This is a genomic window from Flavobacterium sp. 83 (assembly GCF_000744835.1).
Classification (GTDB): domain Bacteria; phylum Bacteroidota; class Bacteroidia; order Flavobacteriales; family Flavobacteriaceae; genus Flavobacterium.
Genome location: NZ_JQMS01000001.1, coordinates 1,873,430 through 1,898,366, shown reverse-complemented (window position 1 = coordinate 1,898,366; position 24,937 = coordinate 1,873,430). Strand labels below are relative to the sequence as shown.

12 protein-coding genes are annotated in these 24,937 nt (G+C 32.9%); 4 read left to right on the top strand and 8 right to left on the bottom strand.

The genetic code is table 11. The features are described from left to right. Positions 1–123 precede the first annotated feature (123 nt). From T410_RS08345 to T410_RS08335, 3 genes are all read left to right on the top strand, one after another. Positions 124–909 (top strand): IS982 family transposase, encoded by a 786-nt coding sequence (locus T410_RS08345; protein ID WP_369793036.1) that lies wholly within the window; start codon positions 124–126, stop codon positions 907–909. A 129-nt stretch (positions 910–1,038) separates the two neighbouring features. Next, positions 1,039–2,481, top strand: coding sequence for an alpha-amylase (locus T410_RS08340; RefSeq protein ID WP_035670456.1), 1,443 nt, complete (start codon positions 1,039–1,041; stop codon positions 2,479–2,481). 192 nt (positions 2,482–2,673) lie between these two features. After that, on the top strand, positions 2,674–4,263 hold the full coding sequence (locus T410_RS08335) for a peptide chain release factor 3 (protein ID WP_035670453.1): 1,590 nt from the start codon (positions 2,674–2,676) through the stop codon (positions 4,261–4,263). A 73-nt stretch (positions 4,264–4,336) separates the two neighbouring features. Here the strand turns inward: T410_RS08335 and T410_RS08330 are convergent, their stop codons facing one another. The 3 genes from T410_RS08330 to T410_RS08320 form a co-directional block, all read right to left on the bottom strand. After that, positions 4,337–5,290, bottom strand: a complete 954-nt coding sequence (locus T410_RS08330; RefSeq protein WP_035670451.1) for a sugar phosphate isomerase/epimerase — start codon at positions 5,288–5,290, stop codon at positions 4,337–4,339. A gap of 162 nt (positions 5,291–5,452) precedes the next feature. Then, on the bottom strand, positions 5,453–6,979 hold the full coding sequence (locus tag T410_RS08325) for a RagB/SusD family nutrient uptake outer membrane protein (RefSeq protein WP_035670448.1): 1,527 nt from the start codon (positions 6,977–6,979) through the stop codon (positions 5,453–5,455). An 18-nt stretch (positions 6,980–6,997) separates the two neighbouring features. Beyond that, positions 6,998–10,021, bottom strand: coding sequence for a TonB-dependent receptor (locus tag T410_RS08320; protein ID WP_035670446.1), 3,024 nt, complete (start codon positions 10,019–10,021; stop codon positions 6,998–7,000). 391 nt (positions 10,022–10,412) lie between these two features. Here T410_RS08320 and T410_RS16465 point away from each other — a divergent pair, with 391 nt between their 5' ends. Then, a complete protein-coding gene (locus T410_RS16465) occupies positions 10,413–10,652 on the top strand; it encodes a transposase (protein ID WP_051929375.1) in 240 nt (79 codons plus the stop codon). A gap of 437 nt (positions 10,653–11,089) precedes the next feature. Here T410_RS16465 and T410_RS08310 read toward each other — a convergent pair whose 3' ends face one another. The 5 genes from T410_RS08310 to rpoB all read right to left on the bottom strand — a co-directional run bounded on the left by T410_RS08310 (position 11,090) and on the right by rpoB (position 24,875). Further along, positions 11,090–15,244 carry a two-component regulator propeller domain-containing protein gene (locus tag T410_RS08310; RefSeq protein WP_035670445.1) on the bottom strand — a complete coding sequence of 1,385 codons (4,155 nt, stop codon included), beginning with the start codon at positions 15,242–15,244 and terminating at the stop codon, positions 11,090–11,092. A gap of 240 nt (positions 15,245–15,484) precedes the next feature. Further along, complete coding sequence (locus T410_RS08305) at positions 15,485–15,847, bottom strand: hypothetical protein (protein WP_035670443.1); 363 nt, start codon at positions 15,845–15,847, stop codon at positions 15,485–15,487. Positions 15,848–16,134: 287 nt separating this feature from the next. After that, complete coding sequence (locus tag T410_RS08300; RefSeq protein WP_035670440.1) at positions 16,135–16,446, bottom strand: DUF3467 domain-containing protein; 312 nt, start codon at positions 16,444–16,446, stop codon at positions 16,135–16,137. Between the two features lie 9 nt (positions 16,447–16,455). After that, entirely contained in the window at positions 16,456–20,769 is a 4,314-nt protein-coding gene (rpoC, locus tag T410_RS08295; RefSeq protein ID WP_035674272.1) for a DNA-directed RNA polymerase subunit beta', read from the bottom strand. A 293-nt stretch (positions 20,770–21,062) separates the two neighbouring features. Next, positions 21,063–24,875 carry a DNA-directed RNA polymerase subunit beta gene (gene rpoB, locus T410_RS08290; protein WP_035670437.1) on the bottom strand — a complete coding sequence of 1,271 codons (3,813 nt, stop codon included), beginning with the start codon at positions 24,873–24,875 and terminating at the stop codon, positions 21,063–21,065. Between the last annotated feature and the right edge of the window lie 62 nt (positions 24,876–24,937).

The following is a 24,937-nucleotide window of genomic DNA, read 5'->3' as shown; positions in this document are numbered from 1 at the left end:
GAAGTCGTCAAACAACCAATATCTATGTCAAATATAGTAAAAAATTATTTTAGAGTTTTAGAAGTTATAAGTTCTTTGAATATTGCATTTAATACAGAAATTCGAGCTGGAAGAAAGTTTAAAATGTCTGATTTAGAAGTAGTTGCTTTAAGTTTAACATCTGAATTTATGTCTATTGACAGTGAAAATTCATTTTTTAATCAGTTGCAAAATGGACAAATTTCTAATCTAATTGAACGAAGTCAGTATAATAAGAGAAGGAAAAAATTATTCCATTTTGCTGAAGAAATCAGACAACATTTATATTCAAAATTCACAGAATTTGAGAACTATTTTGTTGTTGATAGTATGCCACTTGAGATTTGTAAAATGGCTCGTCATAATAGGATTAAAATTTGTAAGGGTGATTTTCAGACTGCGCCAGATAAAGGTTTTTGTGCATCACAAAACTCTTGGTTTTATGGTTACAAACTTCACGGAGTTTGTACTGTTTCTGGGGTTTTTCAATCAATAGATATTACAAAAGCAAGTGTTCACGATGTACATTTATTAAAAGATTTAAAATATCAAATGTCTGATTGTGTGCTTCTTGGAGATAGAGGTTATTTGTCTTCACCATTACAATTAGATTTGTTTGAAACAGCAAATATAAAATTAGAAACTCCAATGAGAATCAATCAAATTGGGTATAAAAAACAACCCTACATATTTAGAAAATCAAGAAAAAGAATAGAGACATTATTCTCTCAATTGTGTGATCAATTTATGATTAGACGAAATTATGCTAAATCTTTTCAAGGTTTTAAAACAAGAATTTTAGCTAAAATAACAGCATTAACTTTGGTACAATTCATTAATAAATTTATTTTTGAAAGACCAATAAACAATATTAAAACACAAATAATCTAATTGCACCCAACGGGTTATTAAAAAATAAATTTATACTATTTATTATAGTGATTACTATTAATTTTCATAAAATCATATTTTTAATTTTAATCAACCCAAAATCTATTACCTAACCTAAATCATTTCTTTATGAAAAAACAAAGTTTTAAAATTTATCTATTATCAGCCTTATTAATTGGCTTTTACTCGTGCAGTTCAAATGAAGATGTAGCTACTGATTCCGTTACGGCAGCTTCACAATTTAAAGTAATTGACGTAACGCATCACGATGGACATCCATTTAGCACCGGAATAACAAGCTCATCATTAACAGGAAAATATGTTGCTAATCCTGGAGGAGGCGTTATGATGCAAGCATTTTACTGGGATGTTCCTTCAGGTGGAAACTGGTGGAATACCATCAATACCAAAGTGACGGAGTGGTCTAATGCCGGTATCGGTTCTATATGGCTTCCACCAGCATCAAAAGCTCAAAATGGTGCTTTTTCTATGGGATATGATCCTACTGATTATTTTGATTTTGGAAATTACAATCAAAATGGTTCTATAGAAACCAGGTTTGGTTCTCGTAGTGAATTAGAAAGTTTAATAACAAAAGCGCATACTGAAAACATGCAAGTTTATGCTGATATCGTAATTAATCACAATAGCGGTGGACAATTAGAAAACAATCCTTTCACAGGAACACAAACTTATACCAATTTTACCGGTGTAGCCTCAGGAAAATTTCCTAGAACCAGTGCTGATTTTTATAAAAATTCATTCGGAAATAACGACGAAGGTGCGTTCGGAGGATTTCCTGATTTATGCCATGCCGCCTCAAATGTTCAAAATTGGCTATGGTTGAGAACGGACGGTGTAGGTAAATATTACAAAAACACCATGCATTTTGATGGATGGAGATTTGATTATGTAAAAGGCTTTGGTTCATGGGTTATCAACAGTTGGAATGCAAATGTCGGCGGATTTTCTGTTGGCGAATTATGGGATTCAAACGTAAACACATTGAATGATTGGGCGAACAACGCTAATAGTTCTGTATTTGATTTTGCTTGCTATTACAAAATGAATGACGCTTTTGACGGCAACAACCTTGCCTTATTGAATGATGATATGATGTGGAAAAGAAACCCTTACAAAGCGGTCACTTTTGTTACTAATCATGATACAGATGAAATTTGGAATAAACAATTGGCATATGCTTATATTTTAACTCATGAAGGATATCCAACTATTTTCTACAGAGATTATGAAGAATGGCTAGACAAAGCCAAATTGAATAATTTAATTTGGATTCATAACAATAAAGCAACCGGTACTACTTCCATTTTATATGCAGATAATGATGAATACATTGCTCGAAGAAATGGATATAATGGAAATCCAGGATTAGTGGTTTACATCAATAACTCATCAACTTGGCAAGAAAGATGGATTCAGACTAATTGGGTCAATGCACAAATTAAAGATTTCACAGGTAACTCAACTTGGTATCCTACAACCCAAGCGGATAAATGGGTAAAAATTCAATGTCCTCCAAATGGTTATTCCGTTTGGTCCATTAATATGTAAAATATAATATTTTAGTGGATGTCCAAAAAGACATCCACTTTTTTTTACTACATTATTAAATAGTAAAAAACAGTAAAATTGATTCAAAAGCTACCAGAATACATATTCAAAATTTACATACTCTATTTAGATTATACTATTTTTTTAATTGGCATTTATAAATAGTACTTTTGCAGACTATTTATATTAAACATGAGCTTTTTAAAAGAAATACAACGCAGAAGAACTTTCGGGATTATTTCACATCCTGATGCTGGAAAAACAACACTTACTGAAAAACTCCTCCTTTTTGGTGGTGCTATTCAAGAAGCAGGTGCCGTGAAAAACAACAAAATCAAGAAAGGCGCTACCAGTGACTTTATGGAAATTGAACGTCAAAGAGGAATTTCGGTTTCTACTTCAGTTTTGGCATTCAATTATAAAGACAAAAAAATAAACATTCTCGATACTCCGGGACACAAGGATTTTGCAGAAGATACCTTTAGAACATTAACCGCAGTTGACAGTGTTATTGTTGTAATTGATGTGGCCAAAGGTGTAGAGGAACAAACAGAAAAATTAGTGGCTGTTTGTAGAATGCGAAAAATCCCCATTATTGTTTTCATAAACAAATTAGACCGTGAAGGAAAAGATGCCTTTGATTTAATGGATGAAGTGGAGCAAAAACTGGGTTTAACCGTTACACCATTAAGTTTTCCAATAGGAATGGGTTATGATTTTCAAGGAATCTACAATTTATGGGAACAAAACATCAACTTATTTAGTGGTGACAGCCGTAAAAATATCGAAGAAACCATTGCTTTTTCTGATGTTCAAAATCCTGAATTAGAGAAAATTATTGGACAAAAACCAGCTGACAGATTACGTGAAGAATTAGAACTTATCGATGAAGTATATCCAAAATTTGATCGTCAGGACTATTTAGACGGAAAATTACAGCCAGTATTCTTTGGTTCAGCATTGAATAATTTTGGAGTTAGAGAGTTATTGGATTGTTTTGTTCAAATTGCGCCATCGCCAAGACCAAAAGATTCAGAAACTCGACTAGTTGATCCAAAAGAAGAAAAAATGACTGGTTTTGTTTTTAAAATCCACGCCAATATGGATCCTAAACACAGAGACCGTTTAGCCTTTATAAAAATTGTTTCTGGAACTTTCGAAAGAAACAAACCCTATTATCACGTTCGTCAAAAAAAGAATTTAAAATTCTCCAGCCCAAATGCTTTCTTTGCCGAGAAGAAAGAAATTGTAGACATATCCTATCCTGGTGATATTGTAGGATTACATGATACTGGAAATTTTAAAATTGGAGACACGTTGACCGAAGGTGAAATCATGAGCTTCAAAGGAATCCCAAGCTTCTCTCCAGAGCACTTTAGGTATATCAATAACGCTGATCCCATGAAAGCCAAACAATTGGACAAAGGAATCGATCAACTAATGGATGAAGGTGTAGCACAGTTATTTACTTTAGAAATGAATAACAGAAAAATCATTGGAACGGTTGGTGCTCTTCAATATGAAGTTATTCAGTACCGATTAGAACATGAATATGGAGCTAAATGTACTTATGAAAATTTCCCTGTTCATAAAGCGTGTTGGGTAAAACCAAAAGATTTAAAAAGTGATGAATTCAAAGAATTTAGAAGAATAAAACAAAAATTCCTAGCGCATGACAAATATGGACAATTGGTATTTCTAGCCGATTCTGATTTTACTATTCAAATGACGCAAAATAAATATCCAAATGTGAAGTTGTTTTTTACCTCGGAATTTGAATAAATAGCAAAATATACGCTTGAAATAGCAAACATAAAAGAAGCCTCTTCATTACTGGAGAGGCTTTTCAATTTATTTAAAGAGACTTTAAATAATCGATACTTTTTTTCAATGCTATTTCAGGTGATTGTACCATATCTTGTTCCACGAAGAAATGCTCAACACCATTTTGTTTTGCAGCAGTAAGTATTGTTGGCAAATCCAGTACACCTTCGCCACATGAAGTCATGTACGGAAAAAGACTAATCCATTGCGATGCATCGCCACCATCTCCTGCAAATCTTTTTGCTTCTTTCATGTCTTTTATATGCACCATTTTATACCTGTCTTTGTGCTTTTTGAATAATTCAACGGGATCTGCTCCACCGGCTATTGTCCAATAAAGATCCATTTCAAAATAAACCAAGCTAGGGTCAGTTTGGTCAAAAATAATATTTAATGGCATAACGCCATTCACATTGTTTAAACCATAACCATGATTGTGATAGGCAAAACGAATTCCTTCTTTCTTGGCTTCAGCACCAATAGAGTTGAATTTTTCTGCTACTCGTTTATAATCATCCAAGTTTTTTCTTTCAGCATCCGGAATGGAAGGAAGTACGACGTATTTCGCACCGATTAAATGAGCGGCTTCCGCCAATTGCCCCATATTATTTGATAGCGTATCTAAATCAGTATGCATGGATGGAATACTAATGCCATTTGATTTTGCTGCTTTAAAAAAATCAGCAGTAGTTTTGTTAAAGAAGCCGCTCCCTTTGAATCCAAGTTGGGGTGTAACAGCATTCCATGAAGCTTTTGCTTTTTCAGTACTGAACTCATAAGGACCAAAACATTCCACTTCTTTGTACCCCATTTTAGCTAACATAGCAAAAGCACCATCAAAGTCATTCTCTAACATTTTTGGTATAGAAAATAAACCCAAGCCTACTTTATTGATTAATGGATTTTTGGTAAACAGTTCATTTGCGTTTACTAAGGATGCTACAGAAAATAGAGCAGTGCTTTGAAGAAATTGACGACGTTTCATAGTAAATATTTTAGAATATTAATTTAAAAATAAAAAATAATGGAACTAATTTTAAAAGATTGGATAATCATTTTACACAAAAGTGTAGTTTTTTTTATAAAAAACTGCCCGAAAATTACTTTTCGGGCAGTCACCATTAACCAAACAAATTTAAAACATTAATTAATAACCTGGATTTTGGTCAGCACTTGTAAGTGCTTTATTTTTAGCAATTTCTGATGCAGGAATTGGATATAAATTATTTTTAGAAGTGTATCCTTTACTTGATAACTCAGCATTAGCTCTTCCCCATCTCACTAAATCCCAAAAACGTTGTCCTTCAAAAGCTAGCTCTAAGAATTTTTCATTTACAATAGCATCAAACAAATTAGCACCTGTTAAGGTCGAAGACACATCAGCTAATCCAGCTCTTTGTCTAATTTTGTTTAATTCTATTCTTGCATTGGCATCTTGTCCTTCCTTATTATAAGCTTCGGCCGCAAGCAACAATACTTCAGCAAATCTAAACAATCTCAAGTTTGTACCATAATTTGCTTCTACAACACCACCAGCGCTTGTTTCTGAAGCACGTGGAGCATATTTTGTTCTAATACCTCCTTCATAGTCCCAAGGGGTTCCTGCTTTACTTCCTCCAAATGAAACAAGTTCTGCTTCACTCATTACTGTAACTGCTTTACGCTTTACATCTCCTGCAGTATCAAACGCACTTAAAATTTTTGCTGTTGGCAAGTTAAAGCCCCATCCATTTCTCAATCCTGTACCCGTCAAATTAAAGTAACCATCACCACGAGGCCCCATTAATTGTATAAATATGTTACTTTCTTCACGACCAGCAAGATTTGCAGTAGTAAAATTGTAACCTTTTGTAGTAATAAAGCCTACTTCGAATAAAGACTCTTTTCCAAATTCTGAATCTTTTAACCAAACTTTTGAAACGTCTGACTCTAAACCATGAGCGGGATTATCTATTACAGCTTTTAAATAAGGAATTGCAGCAAGCGTTTTTCCTTGAAAAACCAATACTTTTCCTAATAATGCTTGAGCAGTACCTTTTGAAACTCTAAAATTATTTTTAACCGCGCTTTTATCTGGTAAACCAGCAATAGCAACAGCTAAGTCAGCTTCTATTTGAGCATAAATTTCTGCTCTTGGACTTTTGGCTTTAGCAAAAGCTTCAGCGCTAATTGTTGTGGGATTTTCTAAACGCAAAGGCACGTCACCCCACATTGTAGTTAGCTCAAAATAACACCAAGCTCTCATAAACTTTGCTTCTGCAATTGCAAAGGTCTTATTGCTTAAGTTTCCTGCTTCAACCTTTTCTATAATAGTGTTTGCAAGTGCAATTGTTTTATATTCCTTATTCCAAACACCTTCCAAAGAGGGATTAGAAATAGATATATTTGCATAATCATCAATATCTTGTAATTGCTTTTGATCTGTTGCAGTACCACCACCAGCATTAGCCTCATCACCCGGTAGTACTTTAATAAAAAAAGCTGAATTCCAGGCCTGATCATTATTAAATTGTACAAGGTCATACAATCCAATTAAAGCTTCTTCCGTATTACTTTCACTATTAAAGAAAGTTGTACTCTCCAGTACACCAACAGGTTTTACCTCGGTAAAATCTGAACTACATGATACAGTTATTAAAAATATAACCGCAACACTATATATTATTTTTTTCATATTTAATGTTTTATTTTATTAAAATTCAAGTGACAAACCAAATAATATTTTAGCAGCTACTGGATAATATCCTCTATCTACTCCTATACTATTATCAGAAAAACTTCCTGCTTCAGGATCCAAACCATTATATTTAGTAAAGGTAAAATAGTCGTCTAAAGACACATAAGTTCTTAATTTATTCAATTTTAATTTATTGGAAACTTCTTTAGAGAAGTTATATCCTAATTGAATTTGCTTAATTCTCATATAAGAACCATCTTTTACTACTAAATCAGTATCGTATGCTGATGTTGCATATTGTGCAGCAGGATAAGATGCAATATCTCCTGCTTGTTGCCATCTACCTGTATAAAATTCAATTGGGTGATTGGTAAGCGGTCTTGAAGTCTGGTGGTAAGCTTCAAAAATATCATTCCCTTGCGTACCTTGAAATCTAATGTTTAAATCAATGCCTTTATATCCAAATTGAATATTTCCTCCAAAAAGAATATCAGGGTGAGGAGAACCGATTTTTGTTTTATCGTTTGATGTAATTCCAGGAACTCCATCGGTATCTACAATTTTTATTTTTCCGGTTGCAGGATCTATACCGTCCGTTTTATATCCATAGAAATACCATAATGGTAATCCTTTTTGGAAACGAGTTACACCATCATTGTTTTGCGGTGCAAGTGCGCCTATTATAAAACCATTGTCACCTACATAATTAATATCGGTAACTTCATTATGCAAGGTTGACAAATTAAGGTCTATACCATAACTAAAGCCACCCGCTGTTTTATCACCATACCCTGTTTCAAATTCAAATCCTTTATTTTCAACTGTTCCAGCATTAATAGAAGGAACTCCTACACCTAAAGAGGGTGGTGCAATAATATTTCCATTTACAAGAAGTAAATTTTTAGTTGTTTTAACATAATAGTCAACTGAAAAATTCAGTTTATTTTTTAATGCTCTTAAATCAAAACCTAAATCCAATTGTTCAGAACGTTCCCATTCTAAATTAGCATTTGGTAAATTTCCTGGAGTAATACCTGTTTGACCTTCGTAAACAACTGGAACTGTTAAAGCTGTTTCTGTTGCTACAGTTTGGAATATTAAGCTGCTTATGTAGGTACTTAAATTGTTATCACTACCATTTTGTCCCCAACTGGCTCGTACTTTTAAATAATCAATTTTCGAGTCTTCTTTCCAAAAATTTTCTTTAGATACTAACCAACCTGCAGAAGCTGCAGGGAAATACCCCGATTTTTTTGTAGTCGGAAAAAAACTAGAAGTATCATTACGCAACGAGCCTTCTAATAAATATTTTCCCATATAGTCATAGGAAATTCTTCCAAAAACTGAGCTCCCCCTTTTTTCAACAATACTACCACCAATTACATCATTGTTACGGTTTGCAAAGTCAAAGTATGCAAACTGGTCTGTTTGATCATGAATTTGCGCCCCGCGTAAAGAATAAAATGGACTCTTAGTTTTCTCAGATGAATACCCTAATAATCCCGTTAAGTTATGATTTCCAAATTCTTTAGTATAGCTCGCAAAATTTTCCCATAACCATTTTGAACTTCTTGAAATCTGATTGTTTAATGTTACAGTAGAATTTTGAGCTTCTGACGATACAACCCAAATAGGACTCCATCTATTATCAAACGTATTTGTTCTTTCATATCCGAATCTAGAGGTAAATGATAAACCTTCCGCTAAATTCAATTTAGCAAATACCGATGTTAAAATTTTATCCGTATCAATACCTCCTCTAAATGTGTAGTTTGCTAATCCCACAGGGTTGACAGCCTCACCCGTTGCATAAGTTGGGTATCCGTAAACATTACCATTACCATCTGTCATAGCTGTTCCTGCAGCTACTCCAGCTAAAGCTCTTGCAGGTAAAGTTCCTGTATAAATTACGGGCGTTAATGGATCCATAACTAAAGCTTGAGTTACAACTCCAGCTGTTGAATTATCTTCAGTAATAGGCGAAGACCCTATATTTGAATAGGTCATATTAGTACCTATTTCTAGCCAATCATTGACTTGAGATTTAAGATTAAGTCTTCCTGTAAATCTTTTATAGTTTGAATCTTTACCAACAACTCCATCTTGATCCATATAGGAGCTTGAAAAATAGAAAGACGTTTTCTCGTTCGCTCCAGAGATACTTAAATCATGCCTTTGTGTAGCGGCATTTTTAAAAGTTTCATCGATCCAATTTGTATTAATACCGTTATCAACTACATTAGTTCTTCCTGCCTCTTGGAAATAGGTTACAAATTGAGACGCATTCATCAACTTCATATTAGACCTAACGGATTGAGTACCTAATTGAGTACTGTAGCTAACTATTGTTTCTCCAGGCTTACCTTGTTTAGTTGTAATAATGATAACTCCATTTGCTCCTTGTGTACCATAAATTGCAGAAGATGCTGCATCTTTTAAAACCTCCATGCTAGCAATGTCATTTGGAGAAATATTATCTATGGAACTTACTTTCATTCCATCAACAATATATAATGGATCTGAATTTCCATTAGAACCAGCACCTCTAATTCTAACTTTAGAACCAGAACCTGGAGCCCCAGAAGAAGATACAACGGTAACACCTGATGTTTTACCCTGTAACACGGACTCAACACGTGCTGATGAAGAATTTTGAATATCAGCAGAACTAATACTAGAAATTGCCCCTGTTACTAAACTTTTCTTTTTAGCCCCATAACCTACAACCACAACTTCGTCTAAAGCATTTGAATTCTCTTCCAACAATACATTAATTGGAGAATTCCCTTTGTAATTAATCTCTTGGGATTTATAACCTATAAAAGTGAAGACTAAAACATCTCCATTCTTAGCATTGATTTTAAAAGCCCCATTAAAATCTGTTTGTGTTCCTCCAGCAGTACCTTTAATCAATACATTAACACCTGGAATAGGACCTGTTTTATCGGATACAGTACCCGATACTGATTGAGCATAAATAATACTTCCAAATAATAAGAATACGGGAAGTATTAGTTTTTTTAGTAGTTTGTTTTTCATAAAAAAAATTTTTTGGTTAGTTAGTACTATGAGATTTAGTTTAAAAAAAAGAATCAATGTGAATAATAAAAATGCAATGAGAGCATCTAAATAGTAGTGTTTCAACAAATTAATTCCATTCAGAAAATTTAAATTCCATAGTTTGACAAATGTTAAGAAAATCCAAAAATTTAAATATCAATTTTAAAGCAATAACTATAATTTTTCAAGCTATTGCGTATTTAGCTAACCTTTAAGCGATATTTTGATAGTCGATGCAACAATTTTTATAGTCTTAAATTCCATTTTAACTATAAAAAATCCCTTTGCAAAAGGCCTTCTATGATATTTCGGTTCTATAATTGAATATTTGAATATCCAATAGACCATCAGAAGAACTTTAATTAATTCTTTGGATGGATGTCATTGTTTTAAAGTTAGAGAAGGCTCAAAAGTTAACAACAAAACCCTCTTTTTAACCTTAGGCCCCAACAGAAAAGGACAAAAAAAAGATTTGGGAATGCGGCACGGCAAATACAAAAGCAGCAGTTTTTGGATGAATATCTTAACCGCTTTAAAAACTTGTATTGTTGAAGACAGAGACGTTTTTCCCGAAATCCCAAACACAAATATTCATAATCCTTCAAATTAGAAAAGCTTATAAACACCTTGCTTAGAAGAACCATACAAATCTACTGCCAATATGAAATATTACAACGCTCCAGCCAAACAAGTCGCAGAGCTGGCTTTAAAAATCATAGTGACAAATGGGAAAATAAATGTTTTTATGTTCTAAACTCTTGGTACGATAACTTAGATGAGTTAACGGTATTTTTTGGGCTTTAAGAGAGCAACTAAAAAAATAGTTTATGCCGATTCAAAATTGGAGAATTGTTATAAACCAATTTACCATTATACAAAAAAGGCTCCGATTATAAAATCGAAGCCTAACTTTTTTACTTACACAATTTTGACGAGGTGTCGTTTTTATTACTATCCATTTCAACTTACTCAATTTTTGGCATTGTGTAAGTGGTGAGTTTATAAATGAGGATTCTACACCAATATTACAATCGACTAAACCAATCATCAAAGCTCGTTTTTTTTGATTTTAACATCTGTAGGTTTTATACCAAAATAACTCTTAAAGCATTTTGTAAAATAAGAAGGGGAAGAAAATCCAGTTTTATAACATACTTCGCTTATACTTACATTGTCATTTTCCAAAATTTGTTTTGCTTTTTGAAGCCGAACATTTCTTAAAAACTCATTAGCGGTCTGGTTGGTGAGCACTTTAATTTTTCTATAAAACTGGCTTCTACTCAATTTTAATTGAGTAGCAAGTGATTCTACATTTAAATCCGGATTACTTATATTCTCTTTAATATAGTTTAACACTTTCTCAATAAATTCTTTATCTAAGGATAATGTTTTAATTCCCTCAGGCACTTCACTAATTAAACTAAAATATTTATTAAAAATTAACTGCCTGCTGGTTATTAACTGGGACAATCGCAACCTTAATAATCTCATATCAAAAGGCTTAACCATATAGGCATCTGCACCCACTTCAATACCTTCTATTCTATCTTCGATTTCAGTTTTGGCAGTAAGCATTAATACAGGAATATGACTTGTTCTTAAATCGCTCTTTATATTTTTACAAAAATCGAACCCATCCATTTCTGGCATCATGACATCTGTTAATATAATATCCGGAAGAAACTCATTAGCTAAATCAATTCCACTTTTTCCATTATTAGCAACTAAAACCTTGTATTCATTTTCAAGTTCCTTTTTTAAATAATCTTTAAGTTCGTAATTATCTTCTACTATTAACAATGAATATTTATGCAGATTTTCACCTATATCAATTCCCTTTTCCTTTTCTATTTCAAAACTTGTAAGTGCTTGTTGCTTTTTAACTTGAACCGCTATACTATTTAAAAGTATTTCATTATCATCAAAATGAGAATTGCCCATTGGTAATATGATTGTAAAAGTTGTTCCTTCCCCAACTTTACTATCAACTTCAATTTCGCCTTTATGTAACCTAACAAAATCTCGAACCAATTCTAAACCAATTCCTGTACCTCCGTAATAACTTTTATTTAAATTTTCAACTTGATAAAAACGCTCAAATATTTTTTCCACTTCTCCTTTTTCAATGCCCGGACCCGTATCAGAAATAATAATCTCTACCGCTTTTACCCCCTCAGTTTTACTTACTAAAGGTAAATGGAATAACTTATCCGTTGATTGGAGGTTGATATTGATTGTCCCACCATTTGGTGTAACTTTAATAGCATTTGAAAGGATATTAAAAATAATTTTTTCCAACATAGCTGCATCACACCAAATTGATATATCTGCTGCATCTGAATCTAAATCAAATTCTATTCCTTTGATAGCTAGTTCTTCTCTAAAATGGATTACAACATCTTTAATAAAATCCACTAAATCTAATTTCACAGCTTTAACCTTTAATTTATTTGATTCAAGTTTTTTAAAATCTAATAGCTCGTTTATCAACCTATAAAGTCTATTGGTGTTTTTATGAATAATATTAAGCTTTTCTTTTGTTCGTGTTGCTAGGTTTAAGGTATCATCTCTAATAATATCGTCAATAGAGTTCATAATTAAGGTAAGAGGTGTTCTTAATTCATGGGATATATTAGTAAAAAACTGAAACTTTTTTTCATTTAAAGCCTTTTCTTGCAATCTTTTATTTTGTTCTATAATTATTTCTTTATTTTTATTTAACCTAATAAGCATCATCTTATTAAAATAATAACCTCCCAAAAGCAACAAAACAACATAAGAGAACAAAGCCATATTTGACTTCCACCAAGGTGGCAAAACAGTTATTTTTAGTTCTAATATTTCTTTATTCCATTTACCATCACTATTGGCAGATTTTAATTTGAATATATAATTACCCTTTTCCAAATTTGTATAAGTGGCACTTCTTAATCTACCAACATAATTCCATGATTTTTCTAAACCTTCAAGATAATAAGCATATTGATTTTTTTCTGGTCTTGTATAGTTAATACCTGTATATTCAATAGTAAATACAGATTGAGTACTATTTAACGTGATACTCTTCGTTTGACCAATAGCACTTTTAAGGGGAGACCCCTTCTGATTAGTTGTAACTGTTTTATTAAATAACTTAAAGCCCGTTAAATATAACGATGGTAAAATATTATTAACTTTAATATTCGTGGGATTGAAATAATCTAATCCAAAATAATTACCAAAATAAATGATTCCTTGTTCATCTCTAAAAGTAGCATTTCGGTTAAAATCATTAGAAAGGAGTCCATCATTTTTTGTAAAACTAGTAAACGTATTGGTTTTAACGTCTAATCTTGCCACCCCTGAATTTGAACTTAGCCAAATATTCCCTTTTAAATCTCCAATAATACCCACTATATTATCGGCTTCTAAACCATCTTGTTTATTATACCATTTAAAACGATCTGTTTTAGCATTGTATTTACACAAACCAGCACCTTTTGTTCCAATCCAAATTGAACCGTCCTTTCCTTCATAAAGTGACAAAATGTCTTCCGTTTTTGCATAATTTTTAAATTCTTTCGACATTCTATTAGCCATTGATACAATAGAAAAAGTATTTCCTGATAACTTTTTAATCTTAAATAAGCCTACATTTCGTGTTGCGACCCAAAAATTACCTTTTTTATCAACCAATATTTTAGAAACATAACTATCTGAAATACCAGATTTTAAAAATGGCCCTAATCTGTAATTTGTAAATTTTCCTGTATTGGGATTGAACGAATGCAGCCCTTTATCCCAACTAGCAAACCAAATAGTTCCTTCTAAATCTTCTGTAATACATATAATATTATTGGAAGTTAAACCTCCACCGGTATTATTTACATTGAAATTAATAAATTTTTTATCGCCATTCTTTAAAAAATATAACCCTCCGTTCCAAGTACCAGCCCAAATATTTTGTTTACTGTCAATAAGTAATGCTTCTACATAATTATTGGTCAGACCAGAAAAAACCTTATTTTCTGTAGGACCAATATGAGTATATTGACTCGATTTAGGGTCATAAACATCAATGCCTCCTCCATCCATTGCAATCCAAAATCTATTAAAACGATCTTTTACAATAGCACTAACAGAACTTATTTGTAATGAATTAGCAATACCAGGTATGCTTTCTAGATTTTCAAACTTATCATATAGCTTGTCGTAAACACCAATTCCTGAATTATAATACCCCATCCATATCCGTTCATTACGATCCAAAAATAAAGACCAAATAGAATTAGATAGAATGTTTTTTCTTTCGGACTTGCTGGATAGATAATGATTGAAAATTTTCCCGTTGGCATCAATATGAAATAACCCATCATTCTCCGTACTACACATTACCGTTTTGTCGGGTAAATTAATAATTGATAAAATTCGATTTTGTGAAATTGGAAAATGATTTATCTCAAATAGATGCTCTTTACTATTGCTCTTAATTTTAAATAAGCCTGAAGGCATAGTTCCAATCCATATATTATTTTTTTCTATTAATAAACATTGAATAGGGTCATTAATGGATTTAACACCTTCTTTATTTTTAAAAATAGAATGTCTTAGTGAATTTGTTTTAGAGTCAAACTCTTCGAGACCTCTGTCAGTTCCAGCATATACCTTTCCCTTATAGTCAACTTGAAGTGCATTTATAGTAACAGGTAAGTTAGATTCTTGACACGCTATTTTTTCAACTTTAAAATCATTTAAATTCATCTTGAATAATCCGAGTTCTAAAGTACCAATAAATAAGTTTCCTTTATGATTGCCTATCAAACTCTTAACCAAAACTTTTACTTTATTTTTTTTGAATTCAGATAAAAGAATTCTTTTAAAACAATCATTCTTGTAGTCGTATAAATTGAGTCCTTCGTCTGTCCCAAACCATAATCTGTTTTTATTGTCAAGATAAGAACAATTGATAGTATTATTACTTAATGAGGTAGGATCGTTTGGTTTGAATTTATAGGTCTTGTAATCACTACCATCAAATTTATTTATTCCAGTTCCACTGGTACCTAGCCAAACAAAACCGTAATGGTCTTGAATTATTGTAGGTACACCAATTTGGGAAACGCTTTCTTTTATATTAACAAACCGATATTTTTCAATTGGTTTTTGAGACCAAGTAGCTATGGAAAACAACACTAAACAACAAACAAAAAAAAAATTTTTCATATCACAAAACCCATTTTTAAACTAAATATGGATAAAATTAACACTTAAATTTTACAAATCATTTAAATTACATTAACTAATTAAAATTATCACATTTAATAGCAATTTTGTCTATTAACTGTAATAAATGATTTAAAGTAGACAAATTAAATTGCGTATCGTTATTTCAGGATGGCAGAGACATATAAAAAAAAACGCTAATTTAAAAATTAGCGTTTTTTTTGTGATAACGATTTAAGTTTATGCTATTGTACTTTTCAACCCTACTGCTTTCTTAAAAAAAGCTTTGATTAACAGTCTATTAGGAGCCATTCCAGAAGTCATAATTTGTATTTTTGAATTTATTCCTTCTTTCGAAATAGAGCTATTTGGATCTTGTTTTGACCCCATAAACCAAAGTACAAAATTCATAGTATTAGAAGAAGTATTTGTTGAAACATTTTCTTTATTTACAACATTCAAAACTTCAATAGTATTATTAGTGGCTACAGTACTTTCATTAGATTGACCAAAAACTGAAACATTAGACAATAATATAATTACTAGCAACATAAAAAAGTTGTTGTTTATTTTATTATTAGTATGTTTTGAAAAAAGATCCATTTGTATATTTTTTTTTTAAAAAATCAAATAAGATATTTCTCTTATTCTATGACGAAACTATACTATTAAATTTCTAATAAAAAATATTTTCGATGAATCCCCTTAATACCCGTCTAAGAGACAAAACTTGAATAAAAAACCCGCTTAATGTATAGATTTAGTTAACGGTTTCCTTTCTAACGTTTTAAATTAAAAACAAAAAAAAGATTGAATTATAATACCATAAAAAAAGCTTTTCATTAAAAAAAAGACAAAAAAAAGGCTCCATTTCTGGAGCCTTTAAAATATTATGCTTGTCCTGCAGGACCAAAATTAAGCGGTATTGATGGTTGCTCACTGTCTTTTATTTCGCCATGTGCGACTTCAAAACGGTGAATATTTTCTCCAATAGCTTTCAACAATCTTTTGGCATGTTGCGGTGTCAAGACAATTCTTGATTTAACCTTAGCTTTAGGAATACCAGGCATGATGCTTACAAAATCTAAAACAAATTCAGATGAAGAATGATTTATTATTGCCAAATTAGAATAAATTCCCTCGGCAGTTTTTTCATCCAACTCAATATTAATTTGTTCTTGTTGTTGATTTGAATTACTCATATCTTTTTATTAATAAATGTACTCCTCTTTATTAGCCATCATATCATTGTAGTCTTCTTTTGAACCTACAATAGTATTGTCATATTCTCTCATACCCGTTCCGGCAGGGATTCTATGTCCTACAATTACATTTTCTTTCAATCCTTCTAAGTAATCGATTTTACCTGCAACAGCAGCTTCATTCAATACTTTAGTAGTTTCTTGGAACGATGCAGCAGATATAAATGATTTCGTTTGAAGCGATGCTCTTGTAATACCTTGTAAAACTGGTGTTGCTGTTGCAGTAACAACATCACGAGCCACAACAAGATTTTTATCCGTACGTTTCAATAAAGAGTTTTCATCACGCAACTCACGTGGCGTAATAATTTGTCCTTCTTTTAATGCACTAGAATCTCCAGCATCTTCAACTACTTTCATACCATATAATTTATCATTTTGAACGATAAAATCTTTAGTGTGAATCAATTGATCTTCTAAGAATAAAGTATCACCTGGATCTTGTACTCTTACTTTACGCATCATTTGACGTATTACTACTTCAAAGTGTTTGTCGTTAATTTTCACCCCTTGTAGACGGTATACTTCTTGAATTTCATTAACCAAATACTGTTGAACAGCAGCAGGCCCTTGAATTCTTAAAATATCATCCGGAGTAATTGCACCGTCAGATAAAGGCACCCCTGCTCTTACAAAGTCATTTTCTTGAACTAGAATTTGGCTTGATAATTTAACCAAGTATTTTCTAACATCACCAAATTTAGATTCGATAACGATCTCACGGTTACCTCTTTTGATTTTTCCAAAAGAAACAACACCATCAATCTCAGAAACAACAGCTGGGTTTGAAGGATTACGAGCCTCTAACAACTCTGTAATTCTTGGTAAACCTCCAGTAATATCTCCTGATTTAGAAGAACGACGTGGTATTTTTACCAAAACTTTACCTGCTTTAATTTTCTCACCGTTTTCAACCATCAAGTGGGCTCCAACTGGTAAGTTATAAGAACGAATCAATTCACCTTCTTTACCATAAACTAATAAAGTTGGAATTAATTTTTTAGCTCTCGATTCAGAAATTACTTTTTCTTGGAAACCAGTTTGCTCATCAATTTCAACCATGAATGATTGACCTTGCTCTAAATCTTCGTAAGCAATTTTACCGGTAAACTCAGAAACGATAACTCCATTATATGGATCCCATTTACAAATTACATCTCCTTTTACAACAGATTGACCGTCTTTAACGAAGATACTAGAACCGTAAGGAATATTATTTGTACTTAATAAGATACCTGTTCTTTCATCTATTAATTTCAATTCAGTAGAACGAGATACAACAATATCAACTGCATTACCTTCACTATCTTCACCTTTAACAGTTTTTAAATCTTCAATTTCAAGTTTACCATTAAATTTCGTAATGATGCTTGATTCTTCAGAAATACCACCCGCAACCCCTCCAACGTGGAACGTACGTAATGTTAACTGTGTACCAGGCTCTCCAATAGATTGTGCTGCAATAACACCAACTGCTTCTCCTCGTTGAGTCATTTTTCCGGTAGCTAAATTTCTACCATAACATTTTGCACAAATACCTTTCAAGGCTTCACAAGTTAATGGAGAACGAACTTCAACTTTCTCGATTGGAGAAGCGTCAATTGCTTTCATTATAACCTCTGTGATTTGCTCACCAGATTTAACTAAAATCTCACTAGTTAAAGGATTGATTAAGTCTTGCAATGCAACACGTCCTAAAATTCTTTCTCCTAGAGATTCAACTATTTCCTCATTCTTTTTCAATGCTGATACTTCAACACCTCTTAATGTACCACAGTCTTCAATATTAACAATAACATCTTGAGATACATCATGTAATCTTCTTGTTAAATATCCTGCATCGGCAGTTTTCAAAGCCGTATCCGCAAGACCTTTACGTGCACCGTGAGTAGAAATAAAGTACTCAAGGATAGAAAGACCTTCTTTAAAGTTAGAAAGAATCGGGTTTTCAATAATTTCACCACCACCAGCAGTAGATTTTTTTGGCTTAGCCATCAAACCACGCATACCGGTTAACTGACGAATTTGTTCTTTGGAACCCCTCGCTCCAGAATCAAGCATCATATACACTGAGTTGAAACCTTGTTGGTCTTCTCTAATGTTTTTCATTGCTAACTCTGTAAGTTGAGCATTCGCTGAAGTCCATACATCAATAACTTGGTTGTAACGTTCGTTATTAGTGATAAGACCCATGTTATAATTAGCAGAAATACCTTGAACTTGTTCTCTGGCGTCTGCAATTAATTTAGGTTTTTGATCTGGAATTCTAATATCCCCAAGAGAGAATGACAATCCACCTTTGAAGGCAAATTTGTAACCCATATCTTTCATGTTATCCAAGAAAGCCGCAGTTGTAGGTACATCAGTAGAACTCAAAACGTGTCCGATAATGTCTCTAAGGTTTTTCTTAGTCAATACATCATTGATATATCCAGCTGCTTCCGGTACTACTTCATTAAATAATACACGACCCGCAGTTGTTTGAATGATTTGGTAAACCAAGTCACCAGCTTCATTAAAATGTTTTGCTCTAATTTTCACACGAGCATTCAATTCTAATCTTCCTTCATTCAAAGCAATATTTACTTCTTCAGCAGAATAGAAAGTGATTCCTTCTCCTAAAATTTTAAGCTCAGGAGTAGATAAACGTTCTTTGGTCATATAATATAGACCCAAAACCATATCCTGAGAAGGTACCGTAATTGGAGCTCCATTTGCAGGATTCAGAATATTGTGAGAACCCAACATTAATAGTTGTGCTTCCAAAATAGCTTCTGGTCCTAAAGGCAAGTGAACTGCCATTTGATCCCCATCAAAATCCGCATTAAATGCAGTACAAACTAAAGGGTGCAATTGGATTGCTTTTCCTTCAATTAATTTTGGTTGGAATGCTTGGATACCTAATCTGTGTAACGTAGGAGCACGATTCAGTAATATCGGGTGACCTTTGATTACATTTTCAAGGATATCCCAAACTACAGGCTCTTTCTTATCTATTATTTTCTTAGCTGATTTAACCGTTTTTACAATTCCTCTTTCTATCAATTTACGGATAACAAAAGGTTTGTATAATTCTGCTGCCATATCTTTTGGGATACCACATTCAGATAATTTTAATTCAGGTCCAACAACAATTACCGAACGAGCAGAATAATCTACACGTTTTCCAAGTAAATTTTGACGGAAACGTCCTTGTTTACCTTTAAGGGAATCAGATAATGATTTTAATGGTCTGTTAGATTCTGTTTTTACTGCAGATGCTTTACGCGTATTATCGAAAAGTGAATCTACAGATTCTTGCAACATACGTTTTTCGTTTCTTAAGATAACTTCAGGAGCTTTAATCTCCATTAATCTTTTCAAACGGTTGTTACGTATAATTACACGACGGTATAAATCATTTAAATCTGAAGTTGCAAAACGACCTCCATCAAGTGGCACAAGCGGACGTAATTCTGGTGGAATAACTGGTACTACTTTCATAATCATCCATTCAGGACGATTCTCACGGTTCAAGTTAGACTCACGGAAAGATTCAACAACTTGCAATCTTTTTAACGCTTCCGTTTTACGTTGCTTAGACGTTTCATTGTTAGCATTATGTCTCAATTGGTAAGACAATTGATCTAAATCAATTCTTGCCAATAAATCCATAATACACTCTGCTCCCATTTTGGCAACAAATTTATTAGGATCGAAATCATCAAGATATTGATTGTCAGCAGGAAGCGTATCTAAAATATTTAAATATTCTTCTTCTGTCAAAAAGTCTAATCTTTGTAATGATTCACCATCAGCATTTTTAGCAATACCAGCTTGGATAACTACGTATCTTTCGTAGTAAATAATCATATCTAATTTCTTAGATGGAAGACCAAGGATATACCCTATTTTGTTTGGAAGAGAACGGAAATACCAGATATGAGCAATTGGCACAACAAGATTGATGTGACCTACTCTGTCTCTACGTACTTTTTTCTCCGTAACTTCTACACCACAACGATCACAGATGATTCCTTTGTAACGTATTCTTTTATACTTACCACAAGCACATTCAAAATCTTTAACTGGTCCGAAAATTCTTTCGCAGAAAAGACCGTCACGTTCTGGTTTGTGTGTTCTGTAGTTGATAGTTTCTGGTTTCAATACTTCACCTCTTGATTCTTTCAAGATCGATTCAGGAGAAGCAAGTCCTATTGAGATTTTATTAAACCTTTTTACAGGGTTTTTATCTTTATTGTTATTATTTCTATTATTCATCATAGTTTTTACTATTGATTTATTTGCAATTAAAAAATTGATTTTCATTTAAGTCGAAAGTTTGAAAGTCTAAGATCGAAAGTCATTCGCGACTTTAAAACTTTATGACATTTGACTTGCTACTAAAAGATTACCTCGGATTACTTCTCTAAACTTCAAACTATTTTTAAAGTGCTATTTATAAAACCTATTAGGTCTCAATAAAAAATCGGAACGGGTTACGGGTATAAATCCTAAAAACTTATATAAATGAGTAATCAGTCCCGAAAAATCGAGACTGATTACTAAAATTTTATTTATTCTTCTAAACGAATGTCAAGTCCAAGACCTTTCAATTCATGCATTAATACATTGAATGATTCCGGTAATCCTGGTTCTGGCATTGATTCTCCTTTTACGATTGCTTCGTAAGTTTTAGCTCTACCAATAACATCATCAGACTTAACAGTCAAGATTTCTCTAAGTGTACTTGATGCTCCATAAGCTTCAAGTGCCCAAACCTCCATCTCTCCAAAACGTTGACCTCCAAATTGAGCTTTACCTCCAAGTGGTTGTTGAGTAATCAACGAGTATGGACCTATAGAACGTGCGTGCATTTTATCGTCAACCATATGTCCAAGTTTCAACATGTAGATAACTCCTACTGTTGCTGCTTGATGGAAACGTTCTCCTGTACCACCATCATATAAATGTGTATGTCCAAAACGTGGTATTCCAGCTTCGTCAGTCAATTCATTGATTTGATCAAGAGTTGCTCCGTCAAAAATTGGTGTAGCAAATTTTCTACCCAAGTTCATTCCAGCCCAACCAAGAACAGTTTCATAAATTTGACCAATGTTCATACGCGAAGGCACACCTAATGGGTTCAACACGATATCAACTGGCGTTCCGTCTTCAAGGAAAGGCATATCTTCATGACGAACGATACGAGCAACAATACCTTTGTTACCGTGACGTCCCGCCATTTTATCCCCAACTTTCAACTTACGTTTTTTGGCAATATATACTTTCGCTAATTTCAAAATTCCAGCTGGTAATTCATCTCCAACAGTAATTGTGAATTTCTCTCTACGTAAAGCACCTTGTAAGTCGTTCAATTTAATTTTATAGTTATGAATTAAATCATTAACCATTTTATTAGTTGCATCATCAGCAACCCATTGACCTTTACTTAAGTGAGCAAAATCTTCAACAGCATAAAGCATTTTTTGAGTGTATTTTTTACCTTTTGGTAAAACTTCTTCACCCAAATCATTCATTACACCTTGAGATGTTTTTCCGTTTACGATCAAGAAAAGTTTTTCAACTAATTTGTCTTTTAATTCTACAAATTTAACTTCAAACTCCATTTCAAGTGCTCCTAAAGCATCCTTGTCTTGTGTACGTTTACGTTTATCTTTTACTGCTCTTGCGAACAATTTTTTGTCTAAAACAACACCATGTAAAGAAGGAGACGCTTTTAATGAAGCATCTTTTACATCACCTGCTTTATCTCCGAAGATTGCACGAAGCAATTTCTCTTCCGGAGTAGGATCTGATTCTCCTTTTGGAGTAATTTTTCCGATAAGAATGTCGCCAGGTTTAACTTCGGCTCCAATTCTAATCATACCATTTTCATCTAAATCTTTAGTAGCTTCTTCAGAAACGTTTGGTATATCATTCGTTAATTCCTCGTTACCTAATTTAGTATCTCTAACTTCTAATGAATAATCATCAACGTGAATAGAGGTAAAAATATCGTCACGAACTACTTTTTCAGAAATTACAATCGCATCCTCGAAGTTGTATCCTTTCCATGGCATAAATGCAACTTTTAGGTTTCTACCTAAAGCTAATTCTCCATTTTGAGTTGCGTACCCTTCTGACAATACTTGGCCTAGAACAACTCTGTCCCCTTTTCTTACGATAGGTTTCAAATTGATACTTGTTCCTTGATTGGTTTTTCTAAATTTAATTAGATTGTATGTTTTTTCATCAGGCTCAAAACTTACCATTCTTTCTTCCTCAGAACGATCGTATTTGATAGTGATAATATTAGCATCTACATATTCAATAACTCCATCTCCTTCTGCGTTAATTAAAACTCTAGAATCAGAAGCTACTTGACGCTCTAAACCAGTTCCAACAATTGGAGCTTCAGGACGAATTAATGGTACGGCCTGACGCATCATGTTAGATCCCATCAAGGCTCTATTCGCATCATCATGTTCTAAGAAAGGAATTAAAGAAGCTGAGATAGAAGCAATTTGGTTTGGCGCAACATCGGTATAATCTACTCTTGTTGGTTCAATTACCGGGAAATCACCTTCTTGACGTGCAATTACGTCTTCGGCAGTAATTTTTCCTGTAGCATCCATTTGAATGTTTGCCTGAGCAATCATCATTCCTTCTTCTTCTTCTGCGCTTAAGTAAACTGGAGTAGAAACTAAATCTACAGTTCCGTTAGTTACTTTACGGTAAGGTGTTTCGATGAAACCCATTCCGTTTACTTTAGCATAAACACCAAGAGATGAAATCAAACCAATGTTTGGTCCCTCAGGAGTTTCAATTGGACATAAACGTCCGTAATGCGTATAGTGAACGTCACGTACCTCAAAACCTGCTCTCTCTCTCGAAAGTCCACCTGGTCCTAGTGCAGATAATCTTCTCTTGTGTGTAATCTCCGCTAGTGGATTCGTTTGATCCATAAACTGAGACAACTGGTTTGTTCCGAAGAAAGAGTTGATAACAGATGATAATGTTTTAGCATTAATCAAATCTATTGGTGTAAACACCTCGTTATCTCTAACGTTCATACGCTCTCTAATAGTTCTAGCCATACGAGCTAAACCAACACCGAATTGTTGAGACAATTGTTCTCCAACTGTTCTAACACGACGGTTTGATAAGTGATCAATATCATCAATCTCCGCTTTAGAGTTGATTAATTCAATCAAATATTTTACAATGGTAATGATATCTTCTTTGGTAAGCACTTGCTTTTCCATTGGAATATCTAAACCAAGTTTCTTATTCATTCTATAACGACCTACTTCACCTAAGTTGTAACGTTGGTCAGAAAAGAATAATTTATCTATAATACCACGAGCAGTTTCTTCATCAGGCGGTTCTGCGTTACGCAATTGTCTGTAGATATGCTCAACAGCTTCTTTTTCAGAATTTGTTGGATCTTTTTGAAGCGTATTGTGAATGATGGCATAATCACCTTGATTAGCATCTTCTTTATGCAACAAAATAGATTTAACGTTAGAATCAATGATTTCTTCAACATTATCTTTATCGATAATTGTATCTCTATCAAGGATTATTTCGTTACGTTCGATAGAAACTACTTCCCCCGTATCTTCATCTACAAAATCCTCATGCCATGTATTCAATACACGAGCAGCTAATTTTCTACCTACATATTTTTTAAGTCCTGTTTTAGAAACCTTAATTTCTTCAGCAAGATCAAAAATTTCTAGAATATCTTTATCTCTTTCAAAACCAATTGCTCTAAAAAGAGTGGTAACTGGTAATTTTTTCTTTCTATCGATATAAGCATACATTACGCTATTAATATCTGTAGAAAATTCTATCCAAGAACCTTTAAAAGGAATAACTCTGGCAGAATATAATTTTGTTCCATTTGCATGGAATGATTGACCAAAGAAAACACCAGGTGATCTGTGTAATTGAGAAACAACTACACGCTCAGCACCATTAATAACAAAGGTACCACTAGGTGTCATATAAGGAATTGTACCAAGATAAACATCTTGAACAATAGTTTCAAAATCTTCATGTTCTGGATCTGTACAATATAGTTTTAACCTTGCTTTTAAAGGTACACTATAGGTAAGACCTCTTTCTATACATTCTTGAATTGTATAACGCGGTGGATCTACAAAATAATCAAGGAATTCCAATACAAAGTTATTTCTTGTATCAGTAATTGGGAAATTTTCCATGAAGGTATTGTAAAGCCCTTCGTCGCCTCTTTCGTCAGATTTAGTTTCTAATTGAAAAAAATCTTTAAACGATTTAACCTGAACATCAAGAAAATCTGGATAATCGGGAATGTTTTTTGTTGAGGCAAAATTCAATCTTTCAGTCTGATTTGTTATCATCAATGGACAAAATTTTGATTAAAAAAGTAATTTTTTTGTACAAATATTGATTTATTTATACT

Bases quoted from the DNA above. Each gene is read 5' to 3' on its own strand.
- rpoC (WP_035674272.1), bottom strand. From the start codon at position 20,769: ATGATGAATAATAGAAATAATAACAATAAAGATAAAAACCCTGTAAAA.
- T410_RS08325 (WP_035670448.1), bottom strand. From the start codon at position 6,979: ATGAAAAAAATAATATATAGTGTTGCGGTTATATTTTTAATAACTGTA.
- T410_RS08305 (WP_035670443.1), bottom strand. From the start codon at position 15,847: ATGGATCTTTTTTCAAAACATACTAATAATAAAATAAACAACAACTTT.
- T410_RS08320 (WP_035670446.1), bottom strand. From the start codon at position 10,021: ATGAAAAACAAACTACTAAAAAAACTAATACTTCCCGTATTCTTATTA.
- T410_RS08300 (WP_035670440.1), bottom strand. From the start codon at position 16,446: ATGAGTAATTCAAATCAACAACAAGAACAAATTAATATTGAGTTGGAT.
- T410_RS08340 (WP_035670456.1), top strand. From the start codon at position 1,039: ATGAAAAAACAAAGTTTTAAAATTTATCTATTATCAGCCTTATTAATT.
- T410_RS08330 (WP_035670451.1), bottom strand. From the start codon at position 5,290: ATGAAACGTCGTCAATTTCTTCAAAGCACTGCTCTATTTTCTGTAGCA.
- T410_RS08335 (WP_035670453.1), top strand. From the start codon at position 2,674: ATGAGCTTTTTAAAAGAAATACAACGCAGAAGAACTTTCGGGATTATT.
- T410_RS08310 (WP_035670445.1), bottom strand. From the start codon at position 15,244: ATGAAAAATTTTTTTTTTGTTTGTTGTTTAGTGTTGTTTTCCATAGCT.
- rpoB (WP_035670437.1), bottom strand. From the start codon at position 24,875: ATGATAACAAATCAGACTGAAAGATTGAATTTTGCCTCAACAAAAAAC.
- T410_RS08345 (WP_369793036.1), top strand. From the start codon at position 124: ATGTCTGATTTAGAAGTAGTTGCTTTAAGTTTAACATCTGAATTTATG.